This is a genomic window from Streptomyces sp. NBC_00091 (genome assembly GCF_026343185.1).
Taxonomy (GTDB): domain Bacteria; phylum Actinomycetota; class Actinomycetes; order Streptomycetales; family Streptomycetaceae; genus Streptomyces.
The window spans coordinates 5274620-5298983 of the sequence record NZ_JAPEMA010000001.1; the positions used below are offsets into that span (position 1 = coordinate 5274620).

At 72.2% G+C, this 24364-nt stretch carries 25 protein-coding genes and 1 riboswitch; of the genes, 17 read left to right on the forward strand and 8 right to left on the reverse strand.

Features of this window, described 5'->3' with window-relative positions; translation table 11 throughout:
* Nucleotides 1-60 precede the first annotated feature (60 nt).
* The 8 genes from OOK34_RS24335 to OOK34_RS24370 all read left to right on the forward strand — a co-directional run bounded on the left by OOK34_RS24335 (nt 61) and on the right by OOK34_RS24370 (nt 6858).
* Complete coding sequence (locus OOK34_RS24335) at nt 61-966, forward strand: DUF881 domain-containing protein (protein ID WP_267035973.1); 906 nt, start codon at nt 61-63, stop codon at nt 964-966.
* Nucleotides 963-1295, forward strand: a complete 333-nt coding sequence (locus OOK34_RS24340; protein WP_030158423.1) for a small basic family protein — start codon at nt 963-965, stop codon at nt 1293-1295. The genes OOK34_RS24335 and OOK34_RS24340 overlap by 4 nt, the downstream gene beginning before the upstream one ends.
* Nucleotides 1296-1300: 5 nt before the next feature.
* Nucleotides 1301-2113 (forward strand): DUF881 domain-containing protein, encoded by an 813-nt coding sequence (locus OOK34_RS24345; RefSeq protein WP_267035974.1) that lies wholly within the window; start codon nt 1301-1303, stop codon nt 2111-2113.
* 130 nt (nt 2114-2243) lie between these two features.
* The gene (locus OOK34_RS24350; protein ID WP_267035975.1) at nt 2244-3137 is read left to right on the forward strand and encodes an FHA domain-containing protein; all 894 of its coding nucleotides are present in this window, start codon (nt 2244-2246) and stop codon (nt 3135-3137) included.
* Nucleotides 3138-3207: 70 nt separating this feature from the next.
* Nucleotides 3208-3972: a MerR family transcriptional regulator gene (locus tag OOK34_RS24355; RefSeq protein WP_267035976.1), complete on the forward strand. Its 765-nt coding sequence runs from the start codon at nt 3208-3210 to the stop codon at nt 3970-3972.
* Between the two features lie 63 nt (nt 3973-4035).
* A complete protein-coding gene (locus tag OOK34_RS24360) occupies nt 4036-4509 on the forward strand; it encodes a bifunctional nuclease family protein (protein WP_007262890.1) in 474 nt (157 codons plus the stop codon).
* A 231-nt stretch (nt 4510-4740) separates the two neighbouring features.
* Complete coding sequence (locus OOK34_RS24365; protein WP_267035977.1) at nt 4741-5379, forward strand: MerR family transcriptional regulator; 639 nt, start codon at nt 4741-4743, stop codon at nt 5377-5379.
* 54 nt (nt 5380-5433) lie between these two features.
* On the forward strand, nt 5434-6858 hold the full coding sequence (locus tag OOK34_RS24370) for a DNA polymerase IV (RefSeq protein WP_267035978.1): 1425 nt from the start codon (nt 5434-5436) through the stop codon (nt 6856-6858).
* On the opposite strand, the gene OOK34_RS24375 is transcribed toward OOK34_RS24370, so the two are convergent.
* Nucleotides 6855-7217, reverse strand: a complete 363-nt coding sequence (locus tag OOK34_RS24375; protein ID WP_267035979.1) for a PRC-barrel domain-containing protein — start codon at nt 7215-7217, stop codon at nt 6855-6857. The genes OOK34_RS24370 and OOK34_RS24375 overlap by 4 nt on opposite strands.
* A 123-nt stretch (nt 7218-7340) precedes the next feature.
* A riboswitch (glycine riboswitch) is annotated at nt 7341-7439 on the forward strand.
* Between the two features lie 196 nt (nt 7440-7635).
* Here OOK34_RS24375 and gcvP point away from each other — a divergent pair.
* A complete protein-coding gene (gene gcvP, locus OOK34_RS24380; RefSeq protein ID WP_267035980.1) occupies nt 7636-10521 on the forward strand; it encodes an aminomethyl-transferring glycine dehydrogenase in 2886 nt (961 codons plus the stop codon).
* Between the two features lie 117 nt (nt 10522-10638).
* Here the strand turns inward: gcvP and OOK34_RS24385 are convergent, their stop codons facing one another.
* Together OOK34_RS24385 and OOK34_RS24390 are read right to left on the reverse strand one after the other, a co-directional pair.
* Nucleotides 10639-10827 (reverse strand): DUF5999 family protein, encoded by a 189-nt coding sequence (locus OOK34_RS24385; protein ID WP_007262885.1) that lies wholly within the window; start codon nt 10825-10827, stop codon nt 10639-10641.
* Between the two features lie 260 nt (nt 10828-11087).
* Entirely contained in the window at nt 11088-11708 is a 621-nt protein-coding gene (locus OOK34_RS24390; protein WP_267035981.1) for a hypothetical protein, read from the reverse strand.
* A gap of 496 nt (nt 11709-12204) precedes the next feature.
* Between OOK34_RS24390 and OOK34_RS24395 the strand changes: the two genes are divergently transcribed.
* Together OOK34_RS24395 and OOK34_RS24400 are read left to right on the forward strand one after the other, a co-directional pair.
* The gene (locus OOK34_RS24395; RefSeq protein ID WP_267035982.1) at nt 12205-13740 is read left to right on the forward strand and encodes a glutamate-cysteine ligase family protein; all 1536 of its coding nucleotides are present in this window, start codon (nt 12205-12207) and stop codon (nt 13738-13740) included.
* Between the two features lie 68 nt (nt 13741-13808).
* Nucleotides 13809-14606 carry a CPBP family intramembrane glutamic endopeptidase gene (locus OOK34_RS24400; protein WP_267035983.1) on the forward strand — a complete coding sequence of 266 codons (798 nt, stop codon included), beginning with the start codon at nt 13809-13811 and terminating at the stop codon, nt 14604-14606.
* Nucleotides 14607-14609: 3 nt separating this feature from the next.
* Here OOK34_RS24400 and OOK34_RS24405 read toward each other — a convergent pair whose 3' ends face one another.
* Nucleotides 14610-15428 (reverse strand): PhzF family phenazine biosynthesis protein, encoded by an 819-nt coding sequence (locus tag OOK34_RS24405; RefSeq protein ID WP_267035984.1) that lies wholly within the window; start codon nt 15426-15428, stop codon nt 14610-14612.
* Between the two features lie 225 nt (nt 15429-15653).
* Here OOK34_RS24405 and OOK34_RS24410 point away from each other — a divergent pair, with 225 nt between their 5' ends.
* Nucleotides 15654-16268: a PadR family transcriptional regulator gene (locus tag OOK34_RS24410; RefSeq protein ID WP_267035985.1), complete on the forward strand. Its 615-nt coding sequence runs from the start codon at nt 15654-15656 to the stop codon at nt 16266-16268.
* 69 nt (nt 16269-16337) lie between these two features.
* Here the strand turns inward: OOK34_RS24410 and OOK34_RS24415 are convergent, their stop codons facing one another.
* A complete protein-coding gene (locus tag OOK34_RS24415; protein ID WP_267035986.1) occupies nt 16338-16766 on the reverse strand; it encodes an SRPBCC family protein in 429 nt (142 codons plus the stop codon).
* Between the two features lie 171 nt (nt 16767-16937).
* Between OOK34_RS24415 and OOK34_RS24420 the strand changes: the two genes are divergently transcribed.
* Complete coding sequence (locus tag OOK34_RS24420; RefSeq protein ID WP_267035987.1) at nt 16938-17924, forward strand: DMT family transporter; 987 nt, start codon at nt 16938-16940, stop codon at nt 17922-17924.
* A 162-nt stretch (nt 17925-18086) separates the two neighbouring features.
* Nucleotides 18087-19076 (forward strand): DMT family transporter, encoded by a 990-nt coding sequence (locus OOK34_RS24425; protein ID WP_267035988.1) that lies wholly within the window; start codon nt 18087-18089, stop codon nt 19074-19076.
* On the opposite strand, the gene OOK34_RS24430 is transcribed toward OOK34_RS24425, so the two are convergent.
* Nucleotides 19058-19723: a pyridoxamine 5'-phosphate oxidase family protein gene (locus tag OOK34_RS24430; RefSeq protein WP_267035989.1), complete on the reverse strand. Its 666-nt coding sequence runs from the start codon at nt 19721-19723 to the stop codon at nt 19058-19060. The genes OOK34_RS24425 and OOK34_RS24430 overlap by 19 nt on opposite strands.
* Before the next feature lie 37 nt (nt 19724-19760).
* Between OOK34_RS24430 and OOK34_RS24435 the strand changes: the two genes are divergently transcribed.
* A complete protein-coding gene (locus tag OOK34_RS24435) occupies nt 19761-21092 on the forward strand; it encodes an aminotransferase class I/II-fold pyridoxal phosphate-dependent enzyme (protein ID WP_267035990.1) in 1332 nt (443 codons plus the stop codon).
* A 73-nt stretch (nt 21093-21165) separates the two neighbouring features.
* Here the strand turns inward: OOK34_RS24435 and OOK34_RS24440 are convergent, their stop codons facing one another.
* A complete protein-coding gene (locus OOK34_RS24440; protein ID WP_267035991.1) occupies nt 21166-22221 on the reverse strand; it encodes a DMT family transporter in 1056 nt (351 codons plus the stop codon).
* 38 nt (nt 22222-22259) lie between these two features.
* Here OOK34_RS24440 and OOK34_RS24445 point away from each other — a divergent pair, with 38 nt between their 5' ends.
* Nucleotides 22260-23159, forward strand: coding sequence for a LysR family transcriptional regulator (locus tag OOK34_RS24445; RefSeq protein ID WP_267035992.1), 900 nt, complete (start codon nt 22260-22262; stop codon nt 23157-23159).
* 43 nt (nt 23160-23202) lie between these two features.
* On the opposite strand, the gene OOK34_RS24450 is transcribed toward OOK34_RS24445, so the two are convergent.
* The gene (locus tag OOK34_RS24450) at nt 23203-23661 is read right to left on the reverse strand and encodes a pyridoxamine 5'-phosphate oxidase family protein (protein ID WP_267035993.1); all 459 of its coding nucleotides are present in this window, start codon (nt 23659-23661) and stop codon (nt 23203-23205) included.
* Nucleotides 23662-23737: 76 nt separating this feature from the next.
* On the opposite strand from OOK34_RS24450, the gene OOK34_RS24455 reads away from it, so the two are divergent.
* Nucleotides 23738-24352, forward strand: coding sequence for a cysteine hydrolase (locus tag OOK34_RS24455; RefSeq protein WP_267035994.1), 615 nt, complete (start codon nt 23738-23740; stop codon nt 24350-24352).
* The last annotated feature ends 12 nt before the right edge of the window (nt 24353-24364 follow it).

A 24364-nucleotide genomic window follows, 5' to 3' on the forward strand; every position in this document is an offset into this window, starting at 1 on the left:
GTCACCCGGCCCGGCCCGCCGGACGAGCGCATTCGGTGTGGGCGGTGCCGACATGCGACGATGTGCGGCATGTCGCAGCCTCCCAACAACCGGAGTTCGGCCACACCGCCCGCGCGCCCGGACGCGTCCATGTCGCTGCTGACGCACGTGATGGACCACAGCCTCGACGAGGGCTATGCGGAGGCCGCGGCCCGGCGCGAGGCGGACGGTACGGCGGGGCTGCCCCGTACCCTCAAGGCCAAGCTGGGGCTCGCGGCCGGGCTCGTCGTCGCCGCGATGGTGGTCACGCTGGGTGCCGCGCAGGCGCGGATAGCGGCGCCGGTGCTGGCCAAGGAGCGCCAGGAGCTGATCGACCGGGTGCAGCGTGCCGACGATCACGCGGACGGTCTTGAGCGGGACATGGAGCGGCTGCGGACCGAGGTCGCGGACCGGCAGCGCGCGGCGCTGAAGCAGCAGGTCGGCGAGCGGGGCAGGCTGGTGGAGTTGCTGGCGGGTGCAACCGAGGTGCGTGGTCCTGGCGTCAAGCTGGTGGTGGACGATGCCAAGGGCGCCTCGTCGGGCGGCGGTGGTGGCCCGCGCGAGAGCGCGGGGTTCTCGAACACCGGCCGGGTGAGGGACCGTGACATGCAGCGGATCGTCAACGGGCTCTGGCAGGCGGGCGCGGAGGCCGTCTCGATCAACGGTCAGCGGCTGACGGCGCTGTCGGCGATCCGGGCCGCGGGTGACGCGATACTGGTCGACAACAAGCCGCTGGTGCCGCCGTACGAGGTGCTCGCGGTGGGTGACAAGAAGCGGCTCGGGACCACGTTCCAGGACTCCGTGGACGGTCAGTACCTGCACGTGCTGCAGGAGAGCTACGGGATTCGCTACAGCCTGTCCCCGATGGACGAGGTGAGGCTGCCGGCGGCGTCGAGTCTGACCGTCCGCACAGCCACAGCAGAAGAGCCGAAGAAGGGTGCATCGTGATCGCGGTACTGGGCCTCGTGGCCGGAGTGGTGGTCGGGCTTCTGGTCCGGCCCGAAGTGCCGGCCGTGGTGGAGCCTTATCTGCCGATCGCCGTGGTGGCCGCGCTCGACGCGGTGTTCGGCGGTCTGCGCGCGATGCTGGACGGCATCTTCGTCGACAAGGTCTTCGTGGTGTCGTTCCTGTCGAACGTGGTCGTGGCCGCGCTGATCGTCTTCCTCGGAGACAAGCTGGGCGTCGGCTCGCAGCTGTCGACGGGTGTGGTCGTCGTCCTCGGCATCCGGATCTTCTCCAACGCCGCGGCCATCCGCCGGCACGTCTTCCGGGCGTGAGGCCGATGAGTACGGAAAACACCCCGCCCGGCGAGCCGGACGTACCCGAGCAGCCCGAATCCCGCTCCCCGCAGCCCGAGCCGGCCGTGCCGGAGGAGACCGGGCGCCAGCGCCTGGCGGCCGGGCTGTGGCCGCCGCGGTTCAGCCGGGCCCAACTGATCGTCGCGCTGCTGCTGTTCGTCCTGGGCCTCGGGCTCGCGATCCAGGTCCGCTCGAACAGCGACTCCAGCGCGCCGCTGCGCGGTGCCCGCCAGGAGGACCTCGTACGGATCCTCGACGAGCTGGACGGGCGCACCCAGCGCCTGGAGGACGAGAAGCAGCAGCTGGACGACCAGCGCAAGGAGCTGCAGAGCAGCTCCAACCAGGCCGAGGAAGCGCGCAGACAGACGGTTGAGAAGGAGCGCCAACTGGGCATCCTGGCCGGTACGGTGGCCGCACAGGGCCCGGGCATCACGCTGCGGATCACCGACACCAAGGGCCAGGTGCGGTCCGACCAGTTGCTGGACACCCTCCAGGAGCTGCGGGCGGCCGGGGCCGAGGCGATCCAGATCAACGGCGTGCGCATCGTGGCGGGCTCGTACTTTTCGGACGAGGGCGGCGGGATCGGGATCGACGGTAAGAAGATCACACAGCCCTATGAGTTCAAGGTGATCGGCAAACCGCAGGATCTGGAGCCGGCGCTCAACATCCCGGGTGGTGTCGTGCAGACCATGGAGAAGGAACAGGCCACGGTCGCCGTCACACGGTCGGCGAAGATCGTTGTGGATGCCTTGCGGGCTGCGAAGCAGCCTGACTACGCTCGGTCGTCATCGCCGTGATGCGGAGTGGAATGTGGACAGGCTCACGCGGGCCGGTGCCTGCGGGGGGTCGACGCACGGAAGTCGCCGTGCGTGGTGGAAACTGTCTGGTGGTTACGGACGTTGTCAGAATGTCCGGGTCGGCAGGTGTGTGTATGCAGAGTTCGTCCTGCCCCACGGGCGGGTCTGTTTCGGTCAAGGGGAATCGCCCGTGAAGTTGTTTGAGAAGTTGTTCGGCAAGAAGAAGAACGAGGAAAGCGGTGCTGCGCGGCACCGCGCGGGGCAGCCGGATGCGGAAGGGCAGGGCGACAGGCCGCTCTTCCGCGACGAGGTGGCCGGCCCGGGTGACAATTCGGGCGCGTACGGCGCGTCGGCTGTTGACCCTGCCGGTTCCGGACGCATAGGTTTCGGTGAACCATCAACCTCAAGTGCGGGTGGAGGGTTTACCCCCGACCCGTATGCCACCAATGCCTCCGCGGGGCAGCCGCGGCGCGAGGAGCCGTCCATGTCGGCCGAGCAGACGTGTGGCAGGTGCGGGCACCGCAGCGATGCGGCGAGCCGTTTCTGCTCCAACTGCGGGGCGCCGCTGCGGCCGGGTCTGACGCCGGAGCGTGCCTCGGAGACCACGTCCACGATCTCGATCTCGGGCCTCGAGGCCTACGAGGCCGAGGCGTCGGGACAGCACGTGTCGTCCTCGCTCTCCCCCGAGGCCCAGGCCGCGGTGGAGGCGCTGCCCCCCGGTTCCGCCCTGCTGATCGTGCGGCGCGGACCCAACTCGGGCAGCCGCTTCCTGCTGGACGGCGAACTGACCACGGCGGGCCGGCACCCGCAGAGCGACATCTTCCTGGACGACATCACCGTCTCCCGTCTGCATGTCGAGTTCCGCAGGAGCCAGGACGGCGGCTTCACCGTCTCCGACGTGGGCAGCCTCAACGGCACGTACGTGAACCGTGAGCCGATCGACTCGGTCGCCCTGCACAACGGCGACGAGGTGCAGATCGGCAAGTACCGGCTGGTCTTCTACGCGAGCCTGCGGGGCATCTGACTCTCCCGGACACCGTCCGGGGGGACCCCCACCCCCGGACACCGTCCGGGGGGACCCCAGGGAAGGTTCCATGCTGCGTACCCCGACGGGCGGTGCCCCCAAGAACGGCACCGCCGGCTCGGCCGGGCAGCTGGTCAGCATCGGAACGGTGCTGACCATGCTGCGGGACGAGTTCCCCGAAGTGACCATTTCGAAGATCCGCTTCCTGGAGGCGGAGGGGCTCGTCGAGCCCAGGCGCACACCGTCCGGATACCGCAAGTTCAGCACGGGCGACGTGGAGCGGCTCGGGCGCATCCTGCGGCTGCAGCGTGACCACTACCTGCCGCTGAAGGTCATCCGGGAGCAGCTCGACGCGCTCGACCGAGGCGAGCAGATCCGCATCCCGGCGCCGGCCGCGCACGGGGAGTCCGTGGATCCCGCCGGTCCTTCCGCCGGGTACGGCGAGGCGGGCGGGGAGCGGCCCACGGTGGCCCGGGTGGGCCGGGCCGAGCTGATCGCCGCCGCGGAGGTGGACGAGGTGCAGCTCGTGGAGTGGGAGTCGTACGGGCTCATCTCCGAGGCGCCGGGCGGTGGATTCGACGCCGAGACGGTCACCGTGGCCCGGCTGATCGCGGATCTCGGTCGATTCGGGCTCGAGCCCCGTCACCTGCGGGGCATGAAGGCGGCGGCGGACCGGGAGGCCGGTCTGGTGGAGCAGCTCGTCGCCCCGCTGCGCCGCCACCGCAACCCGCAGACCCGGGCGCATGCCGAGGCCACGACCAGGGAGCTCGCGGGGCTGTCCGTACGGCTCCACGAGGCCCTGGTCCAGACCGCTCTCGGGGTCCGTCTGCACTGACCGGACAGGTCCCGGGGGAGCCCCGACTACCCAAACCTGCCGGGCAGGTCCTAGGGTTGCTGTGTGAACGAGCTCGACGTTGTGGGTGTCCGGGTGGAAATGCCCTCCAACCAACCGATCGTGCTCCTGCGTGAAGTGGGAGGCGACCGGTACCTCCCCATCTGGATCGGTCCTGGGGAGGCGACCGCCATTGCCTTCGCTCAGCAGGGCATGGCCCCTGCCCGGCCGCTGACGCACGACCTGTTCAAGGACGTGCTGGAGGCGGTCGGTGAGGAGCTCACCGAGGTCCGGATCACGGATCTGCGGGAGGGCGTCTTCTACGCGGAGCTGGTCTTCGCCAGTGGGGTGGAGGTGAGCGCGCGGCCGTCGGACGCCATAGCGCTGGCCCTGCGGACGGGGACGCCGATCTACGGCAGTGACGGTGTGCTGGACGACGCCGGAATCGCCATTCCCGACGAGCAGGAGGACGAGGTGGAGAAGTTCCGCGAGTTCCTCGACCAGATCTCTCCCGAGGACTTCGGTACGGGCCCCCAGTAATCGGCACAGTAATCGGCGCAGTAAACGGCGCAGCAGACGGCAGGGTCGCCGCAGGCGGGTCGCGTCGTCCACCGGGAACTGTCAGCCCATTCGAGTAGCCTTTCCCCGCAATGGGGTACGGGAAACCACTCTCAGGGTGATTATCACTCGGCGTGCCGAGTGTGGCGATCGTTGACGCACCCCTGGTCACTGCCTACCTTCAAGGTGGCAGGTCAAGGACGGAGGGTCGGCGTGAGGATCACGGGCGACGGTACGACCGGGGGCACCCCCGCGCGGAGCGATGGTGGGCCGTACCCGCTGCACGGCGGCACGGCCGGTGCCGCGCACCGTCAGCCGGCGTCGACGCCGGTCGGACCGGTGGGCGACGACCCGGCACCCGAGCAGGTCGGCTACCGCGGACCGACGGCGTGCGCCGCCGCCGGGATCACCTACCGGCAGCTCGACTACTGGGCGAGGACCGGGCTGGTGGAGCCCAGTGTCCGGCCCGCGTACGGGTCGGGCACCCAGCGGCTGTACAGCTTCCGCGACGTGGTGGTCCTCAAGATCGTCAAGCGCTTCCTGGACACCGGGGTGGCGCTGCAGAACATCCGCACCGCGGTGCAGCACCTGCGGGACCGGGGCTTCTCCGACCTGGAGCGCATGACGCTGATGAGCGACGGCGCGACCGTGTACGAGTGCACCTCGCCGGACCAGGTCGTGAGCCTGCTCCAGGGCGGTCAGGGCGTCTTCGGCATCGCGGTGGGCGTCGTCTGGCGCGACGTGGAGGGCGCGCTGTCGCAGCTGCACGGGGAGCGCGTGGACACGGGGGAGACCCTGGTGGGCAACAACCCGGCCGACGAGCTGGCGGCCCGCCGGAACCGGGCCGTCTGACCCACGCGCATCGGGATCACCGCGTTGTCAGTGGCATAGGGCAGCATCGGTGCTGTGAGAGCCGCGCCGACCATCCTGCATCTGGACATGGACGCCTTCTACGCCTCCGTGGAGCAGGCGTCGAAGCCCAGCCTGCGCGGTAAGGCCGTGATCGTCGGAGGGCTCGGCCCGCGCGGTGTGGTGGCCACCGCCTCCTACGAGGCCCGGCGCTTCGGGGTGCACTCGGCGATGCCGACCGCGCAGGCCCGCCGGCTCTGCCCGAACGGCGCCTACCTGATTCCGCGCTTCACCCTCTACCGCGAGGTCAGCGAGCTGGTCATGGGCCTGCTGCGGGAGCTGTCACCGCTGGTGGAGCCGCTCAGCCTGGACGAGGCCTTCGTGGACCTGGAAGCGGGCGGGGCGGCCTTCGACGCGGCGGGCGCGCGGGCCACCGGGGAGCGGCTGCGGGCGGACATCCGGGCCGCCACGGGACTCAGCGGCTCGGTGGGGCTGGCCGGGTCCAAGATGCTGGCCAAGGTGGCCTCCGAGGAGGCCAAGCCCGACGGACTGCTGCTGATCGAGCCGGGGACCGAGCGGGAGCTGCTCGCGCCCATGTCGGTGCGCACCCTGCCCGGGGTGGGGCCGGCCACCGGGGAGCACCTGCGCCGGGCCGGTATCACCACCGTGGGGGAGCTGGCCGAGGCCGGTGAGGACGAGCTGGTGCGGATGGTGGGCCGGGCGCACGGGGTCGGGCTCTACCGGATGGCCCTGGGGCTGGACGACCGGCCGGTGGTCGCGGAGCGCGACGCGAAGTCCGTGTCGGTGGAGGACACCTTCGACGTGGACCTGCACGACCGGGTACGGATCCGGAACGAGGTGCAGCGGCTCGCCGACCGCTGCGTGGGCCGGCTGCGGGCCTCGGGGCACTCGGGGCGGACCATCGTCCTGAAGGTGCGCCGGTACGACTTCTCGACGCTGACCCGCTCCGAGACCCTGCGCGGGCCGACCGACGATCCGGCGGTGGTGCGGGAGGCGGCGGCGCGGCTGCTGGAGGGCGTGGACACCACCGGCGGGGTGCGGCTGCTGGGGGTCGGGGTGACGGGTCTCGCGGACTACACCCAGGAGGACCTGTTCGCCCTCGCGCTGGCCGCCGAGGGGGAGGCGGGGGCGGAGGCGGAGGCCGCCGGGCCGGCAGGCGCCGAGGAGGCCGCCGGGGCGCCCCCCGGGGAGCGCGGGCCCCTGGAGGGTGCGGCGGCGGCCCTGGAGGGTGCGGCGGCGGCCCTGGAGGGCGCCGAGGCCGCTCCCGTGCGGCACTGGGCCGCGGGGAGCGACGTACGGCACGCGGTGTACGGGCCGGGGTGGGTGCAGGGCAGCGGCGTCGGCCGGGTCACCGTGCGGTTCGAGCGGCCCGGCTCGCCGCCGGGGCGCGTCCGCACCTTCCGGCTGGACGACCCCGAGCTGGAGGACTCCGATCCGCTGCCCCTCGTGGGCAGTGACTAGGCGGTGTCCTGGGGGCGGGGGCGGGGGTTCTGGAAGTCGGAGGGGAGGGTGACGTCCAGTCCGTAGTGGTGGTACAGCTGGAGCTCCTGCTCGGGGGAGAGGTGGCGGCCGACCCCGAAGTCGGGGGCCTCCTTGATCAGGGAGCGCTCGAAGGGCACGCGCAGGGCGTCGTCCACCACCTCGCTGGGTTCCAGGGGGACGAAGGCGTCGCGCCCGAAGAGGCCGGTCCGGACGGCGGCCCACTCCGGGACGCCCGTGGCGTCGTCGAGGTACACCTCGTCCACGGTGCCGATCTTGGCTCCGTTGCGGTCGAACGCCTTGCGGCCGATCAGGCTGCGCGGATCGATGTCGGTCTGCACGTTCCCTCCGTACGGTCGCAGTGGTTCACAGCTCATCCGTAATGACTACAGAAGTGCATATTTGGAGAGGGGGCCACTCGAGGGAGGGTCGAGATCCTCGCTGGTAGGCTGGGTGACGGCTGTTGACCCTGTGCGGGAGAGTCCTCCGAGTGAGTTCGACGGAGGCGCCGAAGGAGCAAATCCTCCCCGGAATCTCTCAGGCATACGTACCGCACGTGACGAGGCCACTCTGGAAAGCAGGGGCAGGCACCGGTTCCGCAGTACCGGTACCTCTCCTCACCGACGGTGAAAGCCGGAACTCTCGGGAGAACCCCGCGACTCCGGTGAAGCTCTCAGGTTGAGATGACAGAGGGGGAGGCCGTCCGGGTGCCCGCGCCGTGGTGCCCCTCGCAGGTCATACGACCAGGAGGCCTCCGTTATGACCGCCAACCGCATTCCGCTCTCTCAGCTTGAGCGAGGCATCCCCTTCGAGCAGCGCCACATCGGCCCGGACGCCGAAGCGCAGGCGAAGATGCTCGCTCAGGTGGGCTACGGCTCCCTGGACGAGCTCACCGCCGCCGCGGTACCGGATGTGATCAAGACCGCCGAGGCGCTGAACCTGCCCGAGGCGCGCACCGAGGCCGAGGTGCTGGCCGAGCTGCGCTCGCTGGCCGACCGCAACCAGGTGCTGTCGTCGATGATCGGTCTCGGCTACTACGGGACCTTCACCCCGCCGGTGATCCTGCGCAACGTCATGGAGAACCCGGCCTGGTACACGGCGTACACCCCGTACCAGCCGGAGATCTCCCAGGGCCGCCTCGAGGCGCTGCTGAACTTCCAGACCCTCGTCGCCGACCTGACCGGGCTGCCGACCTCCGGCGCCTCCCTGCTCGACGAGGGCACGGCGGCCGCCGAGGCCATGTCGCTGGCCCGCCGCGTGGGCAAGGTCAAGGGCGGGGTCTTCCTCATCGACGCCGACGCGCTGCCGCAGACCATCGCCGTGATCGAGACCCGCGCCGAGCCGACGGGCGTCGAGGTCGTCGTCGCGGACCTGTCCGAGGGCATTCCGGCCGAGATCGCCGAGCGCGGCGTCTTCGGCGTGCTGCTCCAGTACCCGGGTGCCTCCGGCGCCGTCCGCGAGATCAAGCCGGTCATCGACCAGGCCCACGAGCTCGGTGCGATCGTCACCGTCTCCGCCGACCTGCTCGCGCTGACCCTGCTGACCTCCCCGGGCGAGCTGGGCGCGGACATCGCCGTCGGCACCACCCAGCGCTTCGGCGTCCCGATGGGCTTCGGCGGCCCGCACGCCGGCTACATGGCCGTCCAGGCCAAGCACGCCCGCTCGCTGCCCGGCCGCCTCGTCGGCGTCTCCGTGGACGCGGACGGCAACAAGGCCTACCGCCTGGCCCTGCAGACCCGCGAGCAGCACATCCGCCGCGAGAAGGCCACCAGCAACATCTGTACCGCGCAGGTGCTGCTCGCCGTCATGGCCGGCATGTACGCCGTCTACCACGGCCCGGACGGCCTGCGGACGATCGCCCGCCGCACCCACCGCTACGCCGCGCTGCTCGCCGCGGGCCTGACGGCCGGCGGGGTCGAGCTGGAGCACGGCTCCTTCTTCGACACGGTCACCGCCCGGGTGCCCGGCAAGGCCGCCGAGGTCGTCGCCGCCGCCCGCGAGGGCGGGGTCAACCTCTTCCAGGCCGACGCCGACCACGTCTCGATCTCCTGCGACGAGACCACCCTGCGCGCCGACCTCGACGCCGTCTGGGCGGCCTTCGGGGTCAGCGCCGACATCGAGGCCCTGGACTCGGCCACCGCCGACACGCTGCCCGAGGGCCTGCTGCGCTCGGACGCGTACCTGACGCACCCGGTCTTCCACCAGCACCGCTCCGAGACCGCGATGCTGCGCTACCTGCGCAAGCTCGCGGACAAGGACTACGCGCTGGACCGCGGCATGATCCCGCTGGGCTCCTGCACCATGAAGCTCAACGCGACCACCGAGATGGAGCCGGTCACCTGGCCCGAGTTCGGCCAGCTGCACCCCTTCGCCCCGGTGGAGCAGGCCGAGGGGTACCTCACGCTCATCACCGAGCTGGAGGAACGTCTCTGCGAGGTCACCGGCTACGACAAGGTCTCCATCCAGCCGAACGCCGGCTCCCAGGGCGAGCTCGCAGGCCTCCTGGCGGTGCGCGCCTACCACCGTGCGAACGGCGACGAGCAGCGCACCATCTGCCTCATCCCGTCCTCCGCACACGGCACCAACGCCGCCAGCGCCGTGATGGCCGGCATGAAGGTCGTCGTCGTCAAGACCGCCGACGACGGCGAGGTGGACGCGGACGACCTGCGCGCCAAGATCGAGCAGTACCGCGACGAGCTCGCCGTGCTCATGATCACGTACCCGTCGACGCACGGTGTGTTCGAGGAGCACGTCGCCGACATCTGCGCCCAGGTGCACGAGGCCGGCGGCCAGGTCTACGTGGACGGCGCCAACCTGAACGCCCTGGTGGGCCTCGCCAAGCCGGGTCACTTCGGCGGCGACGTCTCGCACCTGAACCTGCACAAGACCTTCTGCATCCCGCACGGCGGCGGCGGCCCGGGCGTCGGCCCGGTCGGTGTCCGGGCGCACCTGGCCCCGTACCTCCCGAACCACCCGCTCCAGCCGACCGCCGGCCCCGAGACGGGCGTCGGCCCGATCTCCGCCGCGCCGTGGGGTTCGGCCGGTATCCTGCCGATCTCCTGGTCGTACGTCCGCCTGATGGGTGGCGAGGGCCTCAAGCGCGCCACCCAGGTGGCCGTGCTCGGCGCCAACTACATCGCCAAGCGCCTCGAGCCGCACTACCCGGTGCTCTACACCGGCCCGGGCAACCTGGTCGCGCACGAGTGCATCATCGACATGCGCCCCCTGTCGAAGGCGACGGGCGTCAGCATCGACGACATCGCCAAGCGCCTGATCGACTACGGCTTCCACGCGCCGACCATGTCCTTCCCGGTGGCCGGCACGCTGATGATCGAGCCGACGGAGTCCGAGGACCTCGCCGAGATCGACCGTTTCTGCGACGCGATGATCGCCATCCGCGCCGAGATCGAGCGGGTCGCGGGCGGCGAGTGGCCGGTGGACGACAACCCGCTGGCCAACTCCCCGCACACCGCGGCGGCGCTGGGCGGCGAGTGGAACCACCCGTACAGCCGTGACGAGGCCGTCTTCCCGGCCGGGGTCTCCGCGGCCGAGAAGTACTGGCCGCCGGTGCGCCGGATCGACGGCGCCTTCGGCGACCGGAACCTGGTCTGCTCCTGCCCTCCGCTGGACGAGTACGACAACTGAGTACGCGGGCCGGCCCGGCGTTGACGGGCCGGTGACACGGTGAAGGGGCCGGTTCCGGAGCATTCGCTCCGGGGCCGGCCCCTTCTTCGTACGTACGTCGGGGTCGTGCGGTGCGTCCTAGGCCGCCGCGAGCGGGCGGTGCGGAGCGATGATCTGTCCGTCCGGCAGCAGCTCACCGGTGTCCTCGAAGAGCAGGACGCCGTTGCACAGCAGGCTCCAGCCCTGTTCCGGGTGGTTGGCCACCGGGCGCGCGGCCTCCCGGTCGGCGGATTCTGATGACGGGCAGGCAGGCTGGTGCTGGCACATGGATGGGTTCTTTCGCTGCGGTGTGGTCTGTTCGCTACGGCTCGATGCGTGATTCATGGCCGTCCCCCTGGGTCGTCCCCGCACCTGCGGGGAGGATGTCCTCAGTGTTCCCCCAGGACGGCTGCTTCGCAGGTATTTCCCGGCAGCTGTCCTCTAGGAATGAGGACGCATCACCCGTGCGGGCGGTTCAGGCCAACTCCCCTGTCATTTCGGGTGGTTCGCATTGACCCGAGCGGACTAGGCCGAATGGGTCACCCGGGTCAAGCAGCCGGGGCCGCCAGGGAGGGCGGGACCGGTGGGGCGGCCGGGGTCAGCCGGTGGATGAGGACGGGCAGCAGCTCGGACACGGGATGCGGCCGGTACGCGGCGATCCCGGGCGGGGCCGGGGCCAGCGGCACCAGCAGGTCCGCGGCGGCGGGCAGGCCGGAGGAGGCGTCGGCGCCGACCGCCCCGTGCAGCCACAGGGTCAGCATGTACAGCTCCGGTACGGACAGCAGCCGCGGCTGGTAGCTCTTGCCGAGGGACTCCGCCTGGCGCAGGGCGCGTTCGGTGGCGGCCACGTAGGGGCCCTCGAAGAAGTGGGAGAAGGCCCAGCCGTCCGGGGTGAGGCGGGTGTCGGCCGCCGCGACGAAGCGGTCGCCGCTGCGGATCAGGAACCGCCAGCCGGTGAGCCGGGTGCGGGGCGGGCGGCCGGCGCTCGCGTGGCCGGACACGCTCAGCCGGTCGAGCACGTGGACCGGAAGCGGGAGTTCGGCGGTCATCGGACCCTGGACGGAGCGCAGGGCCGGGGTGTGTGCCTCGTGGACGGCGGTGGGAGAACCGAGTGCCGCGAGGACGCTGCGCAGGGCGGGCGCGGGAGCCGGGGGAACATGCAGCGGCATGGTGGGTCGCCTCTCACTTGGGAGACCTGTGGTACGGGGGAAGGTACGGACGGCGCTGTCGCATTCTGGGGTCAGAGGTGGGCTTTGGGGCAATGGCCGCGCGCCAACTCTCTGCCTCGTTTGCGGAGTTTATACGACATGTGTTCACGCAGTGTTTCGGCTAGCTGTCCCGCCTATTGCCGGCAAGGCGCCTTCCGGACCCGCTGTCATGGTATTCATGCCGGTTTCGCACGGACAAGCCGCGCTGACCTCGGAGGTTACCCGAAGGGTGCTCGGCTGGAAAGCTTCGGTTATCCGGAATCGGCAAAGGCGAGGTGGAATTTGCGTCCGGGGCGTTGCCAGGTGAATGTGCCGGAGCGCCCATCTGGCCATACCGGCGCGCGCTCCCCGCCAAGCCCCTCCCTCCGGCGTTATCGATCACGGGGCCTGGGCATCATCGACGTTACGCGCGCCCGGGTGCACCGGGTGCCAGGCCCACTCGAGGAGGGACGCTTCGATGGGGGAGAAGGTCGTGGCAGGCGGATTCGACCTGTCCGATCGGCATCGGTATCGGAGGAAGCTTCACGAGTGCCTGGAGGGACTGGAGCGGCTTCTGGCGGAGAAGAGGTTCGATCGCCCCAAGAACATGATGGGGCTGGAGATCGAGCTGAATCTCGCGGGTGCCGACGGTTTGCCGCGCATGGTGAATGCACAGGTACTGGAGCGGATTGCCAGCCCCGATTTCCAGACGGAACTCGGAATGTTCAATCTGGAGGTGAACGTACTCCCGCACCGGCTCGACGGCAGGGTGTTCGACCAGCTCGCCGAGGAACTGAGCGCGGGCCTGCACTACGCCCACCGGCAGGCCGCGGAGATCGACGCGGGCGTCGTGATGATCGGGATCCTGCCCACCATCTCCCGCGCGGACCTGGCCCTGGCCAACCTCTCGGCGGTGGACCGCTACTCACTGCTGAACGAGCAGATCCTGATGATGCGCGGAGAGGACTTCCGGCTCGACATCGACGGGGTCGAGCGGCTGACCTGGAGCACCGGGTCGATCGTGCCGGAAGCCGCCTGTACCTCCGTACAGCTGCACCTCCAGGTCACCCCGGCCCGGTTCTCCGACGTGTGGAACGCGGCGCAGGCGGTGACCGCCGTACAGATAGCGGTGGGGGCCAACTCGCCGTTCCTGTTCGGGCGCGAGCTGTGGCGGGAGTCGCGTCCGCCGCTGTTCACCCAGGCCACCGACACCCGGCCGCCCGAGCTCCAGGCGCAGGGGGTGCGGCCGCGGACCTGGTTCGGGGAGCGGTGGGTGGACTCGGTGTACGAGCTCTTCGCCGAGAACGTCCGCTTCTTCCCGTCCCTGCTGCCGATCTGCGACGAGGAGGAGCCGCTGCGGGTGCTCGCCGAGGGCGGGGTGCCGAGCCTGCAGGAGCTGGTGCTGCACAACGGCACGGTCTACCGGTGGAACCGGCCCGTCTACGGGGTCGCCGACGGGGTGCCGCACCTGAGGGTGGAGAACCGGGTGCTGCCGGCCGGGCCCACCGTGGCCGATGTCGTCGCCAACGCCGCCTTCTACTACGGACTCGTACGGACCCTCGCGGACGAGCAGCGTCCGGTGTGGACCCGGATGCCGTTCGCGGAGGCGGAGGCCAACTTCGACGCGGCCTGCCGGTACGGGATCGACGCGCGGATCCGCTGGCCGCGCCGGGGCCGGGCCGGGGGACTGGTGAGCGTGCCCGCGGTGCGGCTGGTGCTGGACGAGCTGCTGCCGATGGCGGCGGCCGGGCTCGACGCCTGGGGCATCGAACCCGCCGACCGGGACCACTACCTGGGGATCATCGAGGAGCGGTGCCGGCGCCGGGTGAACGGGGCGACCTGGCAGGTGGAGACGTACCACCGCGCGCTCGCGGGCGGACTGGAACGCGACGCCGCGCTGGCCGCCACCACCCGGCGCTACAGCGAGCTGATGCACAAGGGCGACCCCGTGCACACCTGGCCCGTCGGCCTCGAGGAGCAGGAGGTGGATGCCAGGGCGGCGGTCCGCCGCTGACCGGTGATCCCTTCCGGCCGCCGAGGAGGCAGTATGGGGTGGTGGTCGGAACGGGACGGGAGTCAGGCGTGCGGGCGGAGCCGGAACCGGTGGTCGTGGATCTGCGCGAGGACGGGCGGGGCGTCCTGCGCACCGAGACGCTGCTCGTGCTCGCGCTGTCGCTGGGCGCGAGCGGGGTCTCGGCGCTGATCAGCTTCATCGGTTCGCTCACCAAGCCGGGCGGGCTCAAGGACCAGGCCGCCACGCTCAACGGCTCCTACGCGCCCGGGCGGCCCTGGCTGGACCTGGCCTGGCAGCTGTTCGGGATCGCCACGGCGCTGGTCCCGGTCCTGCTCGTCGCGCACCTGCTCACCCGCGAGGGCGCGCCCGGGCTGCGGGTGCTCGGCTTCGACCGCACCCGGCCCGGCCGGGACCTGGCCCGGGGCGCGCTCGTGGCCGCCGGGATCGGCAGCGCCGGGCTGGCCTTCTACCTGGCGGCCCGGGCCACCGGCTTCAACCTGACGGTGGTGCCGGAGGCGCTGCCCGACGTGTGGTGGAAGTTCCCGGTACTGATCCTCTCCGCGGTGCAGAACTCCGTGGTGGAGGAGGTCATCGTGCTGGCGTACCTGCTGCGCCGGCTGGGCCAGCTGGGCTGGTCGCCGACGGCCGCGCTGCTCGCCAGCTCCGTGCTGCGCGGCTCGTACCACCTCTACCAGGGCATCGGCGGGTTCATCGGCAACGTGGCGATGGGCGTCGTCTTCGTCCTGGCCTACCGGCGCTGGGGCCGGGTCGGACCGCTGGTCGTCGCGCACGCCCTGCTCGACATCGTGGCCTTCGGCGGGTACGCGCTGCTCGCGGGCAAGGTGGGCTGGCTGCCGACCCCGTAGGGCCTACGGGGCGGTGAGCAGTTCGCCGTCGATGACGGTGACCGCGTTGCCCGTCAGGAGCGTGCGGTCGCCGGCGAGCTTGACCCGGACCAGGCCCTTGCGGGCGCCGCCCTGCAGGCCGGTCATCTCGGTGCGGCCCAGGCGCGCGCCCCAGAACGGGGCGAGGGCGGTGTGGGCGCTTCCCGTCACCGGGTCCTCGTCGATGCCGAAGGCGGGGAAGAAGCCGCGCGTGACGAAGTCGTACACGCGGGAGGGGTCCTCGGCGGGCGCGGTGGCGATCACCCCGCGGCGTGCGTAGCCGCGCAGGGCCGCGTGATCGGGGGCGAGCTCCCGTACGGTCCGCTCGTCGGCCAGCTCCACCACCAGGTCGCCGATGTGCGCGGAGGTGTCGTGGACCGACTTGACCTCGGCGCCCAGCGCGCGGCTCACCTCGGGGACCGGCTCGACCGGGGTCAGGGAGGAGGTGGGGAAGTCCATGGTGATCGTGCCGTCCTCGCGGACCTGGGCCGTGAGGATCCCGCAGCGCGCGGCGAAGCGGACGAGACCGGTGGCGAGGCCCTGCTCGGCGAGGACGTGTGCGGTGGCGAGGGTGGCGTGGCCGCACATGTCGACCTCGGCGGCCGGGGTGAACCAGCGCAGCGCCCAGTCGGCGTCGCCGCCGGGCGGCAGGGGGTGGGCGAACGCGGTCTCGGAGAGGTTGACCTCGGCGGCGACCTGCTGGAGCCAGGCGTCCGGGGGGAATCCGCCGTCGAGGAGCAGGACTCCGGCGGGGTTCCCCTGGAAGGGGCGGTCGGTGAAGGCGTCGACGATTCGGATGCGCATGGGCCGACCGTAGGGCGGTCCCTGGAGGGGGGACAAAGGCCAATCCGGGGTGACTGGCCTTGTTCCGGCGGAGCTGCGGGTGTGGTGCCGATCGCGTTGGAGAACAGTCGGCGACAGGTTCCGATATATCGTTGACGCATCGCGATGGATCAGTGATAGTGAAGAAGTCGAAACGACGACCACTGGCATGACAGCCATGGCAGCGATGACGAAAGGAGCGCAGTGATGCGTTCACGCGGACAGCACGACCACGGACATGACCACGGACGGGGTCACGGCCACTGCGGGCCGGACCGTCGGGAGGAGTTCAGGGGGCTGCGCGCGGCCTTCGGCCCGTTCGGGCCGCCCTTCGGGGGCGGGCCCTTCGGCGGGCGGGGCGGGCGCGGCGGACCGCGCGGGCGGGCCCGGCGGGGCGACGTGCGCGCCTCGATCCTGGCGCTGCTCGCCGACCGGCCGATGCACGGCTACGAGATGATCCAGGAGATCGGCGAGCGCAGCGGCGGGGCCTGGAAGCCCAGCCCGGGCTCGGTCTACCCGACCCTGCAGCTACTCGAGGACGAGGGGCTGATCACCAGCGCGAGCGAGGGCGGCAAGAAGCTGTTCACGCTCACCGACACCGGCCGCGCCGAGGCCGAGTCGGGCCCGGACGCCCCCTGGGCGGATGCCGGACGCGGCTTCGACTTCGAGGCGATGCACGAGATCCGTGCCGCCGGCGTCGGGCTGATGGAGGCCTTCGGGCAGGTCTTCAAGACCGGCTCGCCCGAGCAGCGGGAGAAGGCCCTCGCGGTCATCAACGACGCCCGCAAGAAGCTGTACCTGATCCTGGCCGACGAGCACTGAGCCGGCCGGCTCCCGAAAGAACGGCGCGCCCCGCGAGCGATCTCGCGGGGCGCGCCGACGTGTGCGAGGTCAGGCGACCAGGCCGGCCAGCTTGCGCAGCGACTCGTTCAGCGCGGCCGTCGCCGAGTCCTTGAGCTTGCCGGCCATCAGCGAGACGGCGGCGCCCGTGAACTCCCCGTCGATGCGGACCGTCGTGGCCCCGCCGTCGGAGGTCAGGGTGTAGCGGGTGAGCACGGCGACGCCCATCGGGCCCTTGCCGGTGATGGCGAAGACGCGCTGCTCCTCCAGTTCCGAGACCGTCCACAGGACCTCGGCGGGGAAGCCCATCATCTTCATGTTCTCGGCGAAGGTGGACCCGACCGCGAGGGTCTCGGGACCGCCCTTCGGAAAGTTGGTGTGGGTCATGCTCCACTGGCCGTACGCGTCCCAGTCGGTCAGCTGGGCCCAGAGCTTCGCGGCGGGCGCCTCGATGCGTGATTCCGCGGTGACTTCAGCCATGCGTCCACCCCTTCTCGTCGGGTACGTGCGGCGGAAGGTAGCCCCGGCGGGCGGAACATACAAGACTGACGGCCTGTCAGGTCCGGGGGTTTCCCGAAGACTGGATCTCGGGTGTGTCTCAACAGGTGTCTCGCGAGTGACGCTCCTGTCCGGCCCTGCCATGATGGCCCGATGCAAGCGTCAGGGAAGAACGCCGGACTGGGCCTCGCCCTCGTCTCGGCGTGCGCGTTCGGTGGTTCGGGTGTCGCGGCGAAGCCGCTGATCGAGGCGGGCCTGGACCCGCTGCACATGGTGTGGCTCAGGGTGGCCGGGGCGGCGCTCGTGCTGTCCCCGCTCGCCTGGCGGCACCGGGCCCTGGTGCGGCGCAAGCCCCTGCTGCTGGCCGGCTTCGGGCTGGTCGCCGTCGCCGGTGTGCAGGCCTTCTACTTCGCCTCGCTGTCGCGGATCCCCGTCGGCGTGGCCCTGCTGCTGGAGTACCTGGGCCCGGCCCTGCTGCTCGGCTACATACGCTTCGTGCAGCGCAAGCCGGTGACCCGGGCGGCCGCGGCCGGGGCGGCGGTGGCCGTCGTCGGGCTGGCCTGCGTGGTCGAGATCTGGGCCGGGCTGAGCCTGGACCTGCTCGGGGTGCTGCTCGGTCTGGCCGCCGCCTGCTGCCAGGCCTTCTACTTCGTCTTCGCGGACCAGGGGACCGAGGGGGAGGACGTGCCCGACCCGCTCGGCGTGATCGCGTACGGCATGATCGTCGGCACCCTGGTGATGACGGCGATCGCCCGCCCCTGGCAGATGGACTGGCAGGTGCTGGGCGGGTTCGCGTCGATGGGCGGGCTGCGGGTCCAGGCCCTGGTGCTGCTGGGGTTCGTGGTGCTGGTCGCCACCGTGTTCGCGTACCTCACCGGTGTGGTCTCGGTCCGCAAGCTCTCGCCGCAGGTCGCGGGCGTGGTGGCCTGCCTGGAGGCGGTCGTCGCCACCGTGCTGGCCTGGGTGCTGCTTGGCGAGCACCTCTCGACCCCGCAGATCCTGGGCGGCGCACTGGTGCTCGGCGGAGCCTTCATCGCGCAGTCCTCGCGGCCGGCGCCCGCGGGGAAGGGCGCGCCGGCGGCCGCCGCCGTGCCCGACGAGGAGACGCCGGGGCTGGTCCGCGCGGCGGATGCCCCGTAGGGTGCTGATCATGCTTTCGACCGTGCTTCCGCCGCCCGCCGCCTAGCGCGGGCGGCTGCCACCAGAACGAGAGACCCGCCCGGGGAGTTCCCGGGCCGGTACGCGCTGCCCGCGAAGCGATGACCGGCTTCCTTCATCCTTCACGCATGCGCGGAGAAACACGTGTCGAACCATTCGCCCGCCGCCGGGCGCAGTCTGCTGTACCTCGTCGTCGCCGGAGTTGCCTGGGGCACCGCCGGGGCGGCCGCCTCCCTCCTCTTCCTGGCCAGTGACCTCGGTCCGCTCGCCCTGTCCTTCTGGCGCTGCGCCGGCGGGCTGGTGGTGCTGCTGGGAGTGCTCGCCGTACGCCGTCCCGCGCGGATGCCGCGGGCGTCGGTGGCTTCGCTGATCGGGACCGGGCTGATGTTCACCCTGTTCCAGGCCGCCTACTTCGCCGCCGTGCGGGAGACCGGCCTGGCCGTCGGCACCGTGGTCACCCTGGGGGCGGGGCCCGTGCTGATCGCGCTGGGCGGCCGGTACCTGATGGGCGAGCGGCTGGGCCGGGGCGGGGTGGTCGCCGTCGGCGGAGCCCTGGCGGGGCTGGCCGTACTGGTGCTGGGCTCCGGGGGCGGTGAGGTGAGGCCGCTCGGGGTCGGCTGGGCGCTGCTGTCGGCCGCCGGGTACGCGGCGATGACGCTGCGGGCGAGGTGGCTCGGGCGGCGCGGTGAAGGCGGGGACCCGCTGGTCACCACCGCGTGGTCGGTGGCGGTGGGCACGGTGTGCCTGCTGCCGCTCGCGGCGCTGGAGGGGATGCTGCCGCACACCGCCGAACTCGCGCGGGTGCTCTGGCTGCTGGTCTACGTCGCCGTGGTGCCGACGGCGCTGGCGTACGCGCTGTACTTCACCGGGGCCGCCGCGGTGCGCGCCGCGACGGTGTCGGTGATCATGCTGATCGAGCCGGTGAGCGCGGCGGTGATCGCCGTCGGGGTGCTCGGGGAGCGGCTGAGCGGCGCCATGGTGCTGGGCACCGTACTGCTGCTGTCGGCGGTGGGGGCGCTGATCGCGGCCGAGGCGCGCCGGCCGTCGGACGAGGCGGCGGGCGAGGCGGCGGGCGAGGCGGCGGGCGGGCCGGAGGGCCGGCCCGCCCAGGAGCCTCAGAGTGCGCTGAGGTAGCCGGGGACGGCGATGCCGGGGGCCAGGTCGGCGGCCGGGACCGGGGTCCCGTACGCCGGCGCGACCGGGACCACGCCCGACCAGTAGGGCAGGTCCAGGTCCGCGGCGTCGTCGTTCGGGCCGCCCGTACGGACCTTCGCGGAGACCTCGTTCAGGTCCAGGCGGATCACCGCCGTGGCCGCCAGTTCCTTGGCGTTGGCCGGCCGGGAGTCGGCCGAGCGGCCCGGGACGACGTGGTCGACCAGGGCGTCCAGGGCCATCCGGCACTCCGCCTCGTCGGTGACCTGGTAGGCGGTGCCGTGCACGACCACCGAGCGGTAGTTCATCGAGTGGTGGAAGGCGGACTTGGCCAGGACCAGGCCGTCGACGTGCGTCACCGTCAGGCAGACCGCCAGGCCCGGGTCGGCCTTTCCGGCGGCCAGGAGCGGGCGCGAGCCGGTGGAGCCGTGGACGTACAGCGTCTCGCCCACCCGGCCGTACAGGGTCGGCAGGACCACCGGCGCGCCGTCGCGGACGAACCCGAGGTGGCACATGTAGGCCTGGTCGAGTATCGAGTGCACCGTCTCGCGGTCGTAGCGCGCCCGCTCACGGGCGCGGCTCGGGACGGTGCGGTCGGTGGGCTCGTAGGCGGCGGCGGTGGCGGTCATGATGCGGACTCCATTGTACTAGTGCATACTGGGTTTTGTGCTAGGAGACTATCTGATCAGCGGGCGTCGCGCATCGGAAATCGCGGCCAGTATCGAAACGGGCGTCGGAGCGGGCGCACTCGCGCCGGGCGCGCTGCTGCCGCCCATGCGGGAGCTGGCGGCCGAGCTGGGGGTGAACCCCAACACCGTGGCCGCCGCCTACCGCACCCTGCGCGAGCGCGGGGTCATCGAGACCGACGGGCGGCGCGGCAGCCGGGTGCGGGCCCGCCCCGCGACCGCGCCGCGCGACGCGCTGCGGATGGCGGTGCCCGCGGGCGTACGGAACCTCGCGGAGGGCAATCCCGACCTGGCGCTGCTGCCCTCCTTGGAGGGGGCGCTGGCCGCAGCCGCCCGGCGGTACGCGAAGGAGCCCACCCTCTACGGGCAGGACCCGGTCGTCCCGGACCTCGCCCGGCTGGCCCGGGCCGCCTTCGAGGCCGACGGGGTCCCGGCCGGGGCCATGGCGCTGACCTCGGGGGCGCTCGACGGCATCGAGCGGGTGCTGGCCGCCCACCTGCGGCCCGGGGACGCGGTGGCGGTCGAGGACCCGGGCTGGGGGAGCGTGCTGGACCTGGCCCCCGCCCTGGGCCTGCGGGTGCTCCCGGTCGCCGTCGACGACGAGGGCCCGGTGCCGGAGGCGGTGGCCCGGGCGCTGGCCGAGGGGGCCAGGGCCCTGGTGGTGACCTCCAGGGCGCAGAACCCGACCGGGGCCGCCGTCAGCGCGCCCCGGGCCCGGGAGCTCAAGGAGCTGCTGGCCGGCCACCCCGGGGTGCTCGTCATCGACGACGACCACGGGCACGGGATCGTCGACGTGCCGCTGTGCGCGCTGAGCGGGGTGACCCGGCACTGGGCGCTGATCCGCTCGACGGCGAAGGCGTACGGGCCGGACCTGCGGCTCGCGGTGCTCACGGGTGACGCGGTGACGATGGACCGGGTCCGGGGCCGCCAGCGCCTGGGGCCGGGGTGGGTCAGCCGGCTGCTCCAGTACGCGGTGGTGGAGCTGTGGACCTCCGGCGCGGTGGACCCGACGGCGGTGGCGCGCTCGTACGGGCTGCGCCGGGACGGGCTCATCGCGGCACTGGCGGAGCGCGGGGTGCCGGCGCACGGGCGCAGCGGGATGAACGTGTGGCTGCCCGTCGCCGACGAGACGGCGGTGGTCACCCGGCTGCTGACGGCGGGCTGGGCGGTGCGGGCCGGGGCCGGCTACCGCGTGGAGGCGGGGCCCGGGGTGCGGATCACCGTTTCCACGCTGACCCAGGACGAGGTGGCCCCCCTGGCCGACGCCGTGGCCGCCGCGGTCCGGCCGGTGGCGGGCGGACGCTTCGACTGAGGCGCCGCACGCCCCGGGCCCGGCCCCGCCGCGTGGTGCGGCAGGGCCGGGCCCGGGGCGTGCGGTCCGGTGCTCAGGCGGGCCGGGCCGTCTCCTGCGCGTCCTGCCGGGCGGCGCGGGTCGCCTCCTGCCGCGCGGCGGGGGCCGGGCGGGACTGGGTGAGCGCCGCGCCCGCCAGGACGATCACCGCCCCGACCGGGGTGTTCCAGTGCAGCTGCTCGCCGAGGACCAGGACGCCCGCCGTGGTGGCGATCACCGGGATGAAGTAGGTGACCATCTGCGCGGTCGTCGGGCCGATCTCCGACACCAGGCCGTACTGCATCTGCAGGGCCATCCCCGTACCCAGGGCGCCCAGGGCGACCACCGCGAGGGTCGGCCACAGCGGGAAGCCGGCGGGGGCCGAGGTGAACAGGGCGCTCACGGCGGTCAGCTGGAGGGTGGAGACCATGAGCTGCGCCCCCGTGAGCGCCACCGGGGAGCCGGGGGTGCCGGCCAGGGTGCGGCGGACGTAGATCCAGCCGATCGGGTAGCAGAGCGCGGCCAGCAGGGCGAGCGCGGTGCCCTTGGCGTCGATCCCGGCGAAGCCCTGCCAGACGCCGAGCACGGTCAGCACGCCGAGGAAGCCGATGCCCAGTCCCGCGAAGCGGCGGCGCGTGGGGCGGTCCTCGGACAGGGCCACCATCGAGAGCGCCATGCCCCACAGCGGGGAGGTGGCGTTGCAGATGCCGGCCAGGCTCGACGGGATGCTCTGCTCGGCGTAGGCGAAGAGCGAGAACGGGACGGTGTTCAGCAGGAGCGCCGCCACGGTGAGGTGCCCCCAGGTGCGCGGGCCGCGGGGGAGCGGCTCACGGCGCACCAGCAGGACCGCCAGCAGGGCGAGCGCGCCGAAGAACACCCGGCCGAGGGCGACCTGGAACGGGGCGAACGCCTCGGTGCCCACCTTGATCAGGAGGAAGCTGAAGCCCCACACCACCGAGAGGAGGGCGAACCGCAGGCGCCAGTCCAGGCAGCCGGCCCGGCCGGCGCCCCGGCGGGGGGCCGGCTGCCGTGCTGGGGAGTGTGCGGCGGGGCGGGAGGTGGTCGGTGCGCTCATGAGGTTCACTCTGCTGCCGGGGACCTCGTAGGACAAGCGAGAGTTCCTTCGAGTGACGGCGTAGCATCACTTACATGTTGAACCTGGAGCGCCTGCGCACCCTCGACGCCCTCGCCCGCCACGGCTCGGTCAGCGGCGCGGCCGGCGGCCTCCATGTGACCACATCGGCGGTCTCCCAGCAGATGGCCAAGCTGGAGCGGGAGGTTGGCCAGCCCCTGCTCGCCAAGAACGGCCGCGGGGTCCGGCTCACCGACGCCGGGCGGCTGCTCGCCGACCACGCCGCGCGGATCATCTCCCAGGTGGAGCTCGCCCAGGCCGATGTCGAGGCCCAGCGGGGCTGTGCGGTGGGGGAGTTGCGGATCGGCGCCTTCCCCACCGCCATGCGGGGCCTGCTGCCCCGGGCCCTGACCGCGCTGCGGGCCGGGCATCCCGAACTGCGGGTCATGGTGCGGGAGCGGGAGCCCGAGGAGAGCATGGCGGCCGTCGTGCGCGGGGACCTCGACATGGCCCTGGCCATCGACTGGCACAACAAGCGGATGCCGGTGCCGGCCGAGCTGACCCGTGCCCATCTCCTGGACGATTCCGCCGACATCGCGGTCCCGGCGGGGCACCGGCTGGCCGGGCGCAGCGAGATCTCCCTCGCGGAGTTCGCCGACGACGACTGGATCTCCTGGAACGAGGGGCAGTTCTGTTACGAGTGGCTGGTGTTCACCCTGCGCGGCATCGGTGTCGAACCGCGCATCGCGCACATCGCCGAGGAGCACCACACCCAGCTGCTCTTCGTGGAGGCGGGGCTGGGCGTGTGCGTGACGCCCCGGCTGGGCCGCGGGCCCGTGCCGCCGGGGGTGCGGCTGCTGCCGGTGCGTGACACCGTACGCCGCCACGTGTACGTCGCCTGGCGCGCGGACGCCGGCCGGCGGCCCTCCATCCGGGCCGCCGTCGAGGCGCTCAAGGTAGCGGCGGCGGCCGTGTAGGCGTCGCTAGTGCTGTGGCCGGCAAACCTTGCCGGCCGCAGCACTAGATCTTGCGGAAGTCCCAGGACACGACCGACTCCGGAGTGAGCCGGATCCAGGCGTGCCGGCCGTCGTGCGGCATCTCCTCGATGCCGAAGTTCTTGACCGGGAAGATCCGCTCCGGCTCCAGCAGCTCCGGGCAGGGCTCGCCGGTGCGCGGGGCCTCGCCCACGAAGACCGCGCGGCCGGACAGCTCGACCCCGCGCAGTTCGTCGTACGCCTCCCCGGCGTCCACCACCACCGAGATCCGGGGGTCCTCGCGCAGGTCGGCCCAGCGGCGGCTGCGCGTGATCGAGTACAGCCACAGGGAGGTGCCGTCCCAGGCGAACCACAGGGCGCCCACGTGCGGGCGGCCGTCCGGGGAGACGGTCGCCACCCGGCAGGTGCGCCGTTCGCGCAGGAAGGCGTCCACTTCCCCGTCGGTCATCATGATGCGCCGGCCCCGCCGCTGTGTACCGTCCATCCGTCCCGCACCCCTTCACATCTGACTGTGTGTCAGGAATCATGCGTGCTCTTCCGTCGCCGCACCAGGGGGAGTCATGCCGGAACTCGATCCCGCCACCACCGCGCTGCTCACCGTCGAGTGCCAGAACGGTGTCGTCGGCGAGGAGAGCGCCCTGCCCGAGCTGGCGCGGGAGGCCCGCGACTCCGGGATGCTGGGGCGGGTGGCCGCGCTCGTCGACGCCGCGCGCGGGGCCGGCGTACAGGTGGTGCACGCCGTCGCCGAGCGGCGGCCGGACGGCCTCGCGGCCAACACCAACGCGCGGCTCTTCCGGGCCGCTGGGAAGCTTCCCGTGCGGCAGCTGACCGGAACCGACGCGGTACGGGTCGCCGCCCCGATCACCGTGGCCGAGCGGGACCTCGTGGTCCGCCGGCTGCACGGACTCTCTCCGATGGCGGGGACCGACCTGGACGCCCTGCTGCGCAACCTCGGCGTCCGCACCCTCGTCGTCACCGGGGTCTCCTCCAACATCGCGATCCCGAGCACCGTCTTCGACGCCGTCAACCTCGGCTACGAGGTCGTGGTCCCGGCCGACGCCATCGCCGGGGTGCCCGCCGCCTGCACCACCGAGGTGATCCGCAACTCCCTCGCACTGGTGGCGGCCGTCACCACGGCCGAAGCGCTGCTTAAGCAGTGGGCTCTGCCGCGCTGACCCCCGTAACCT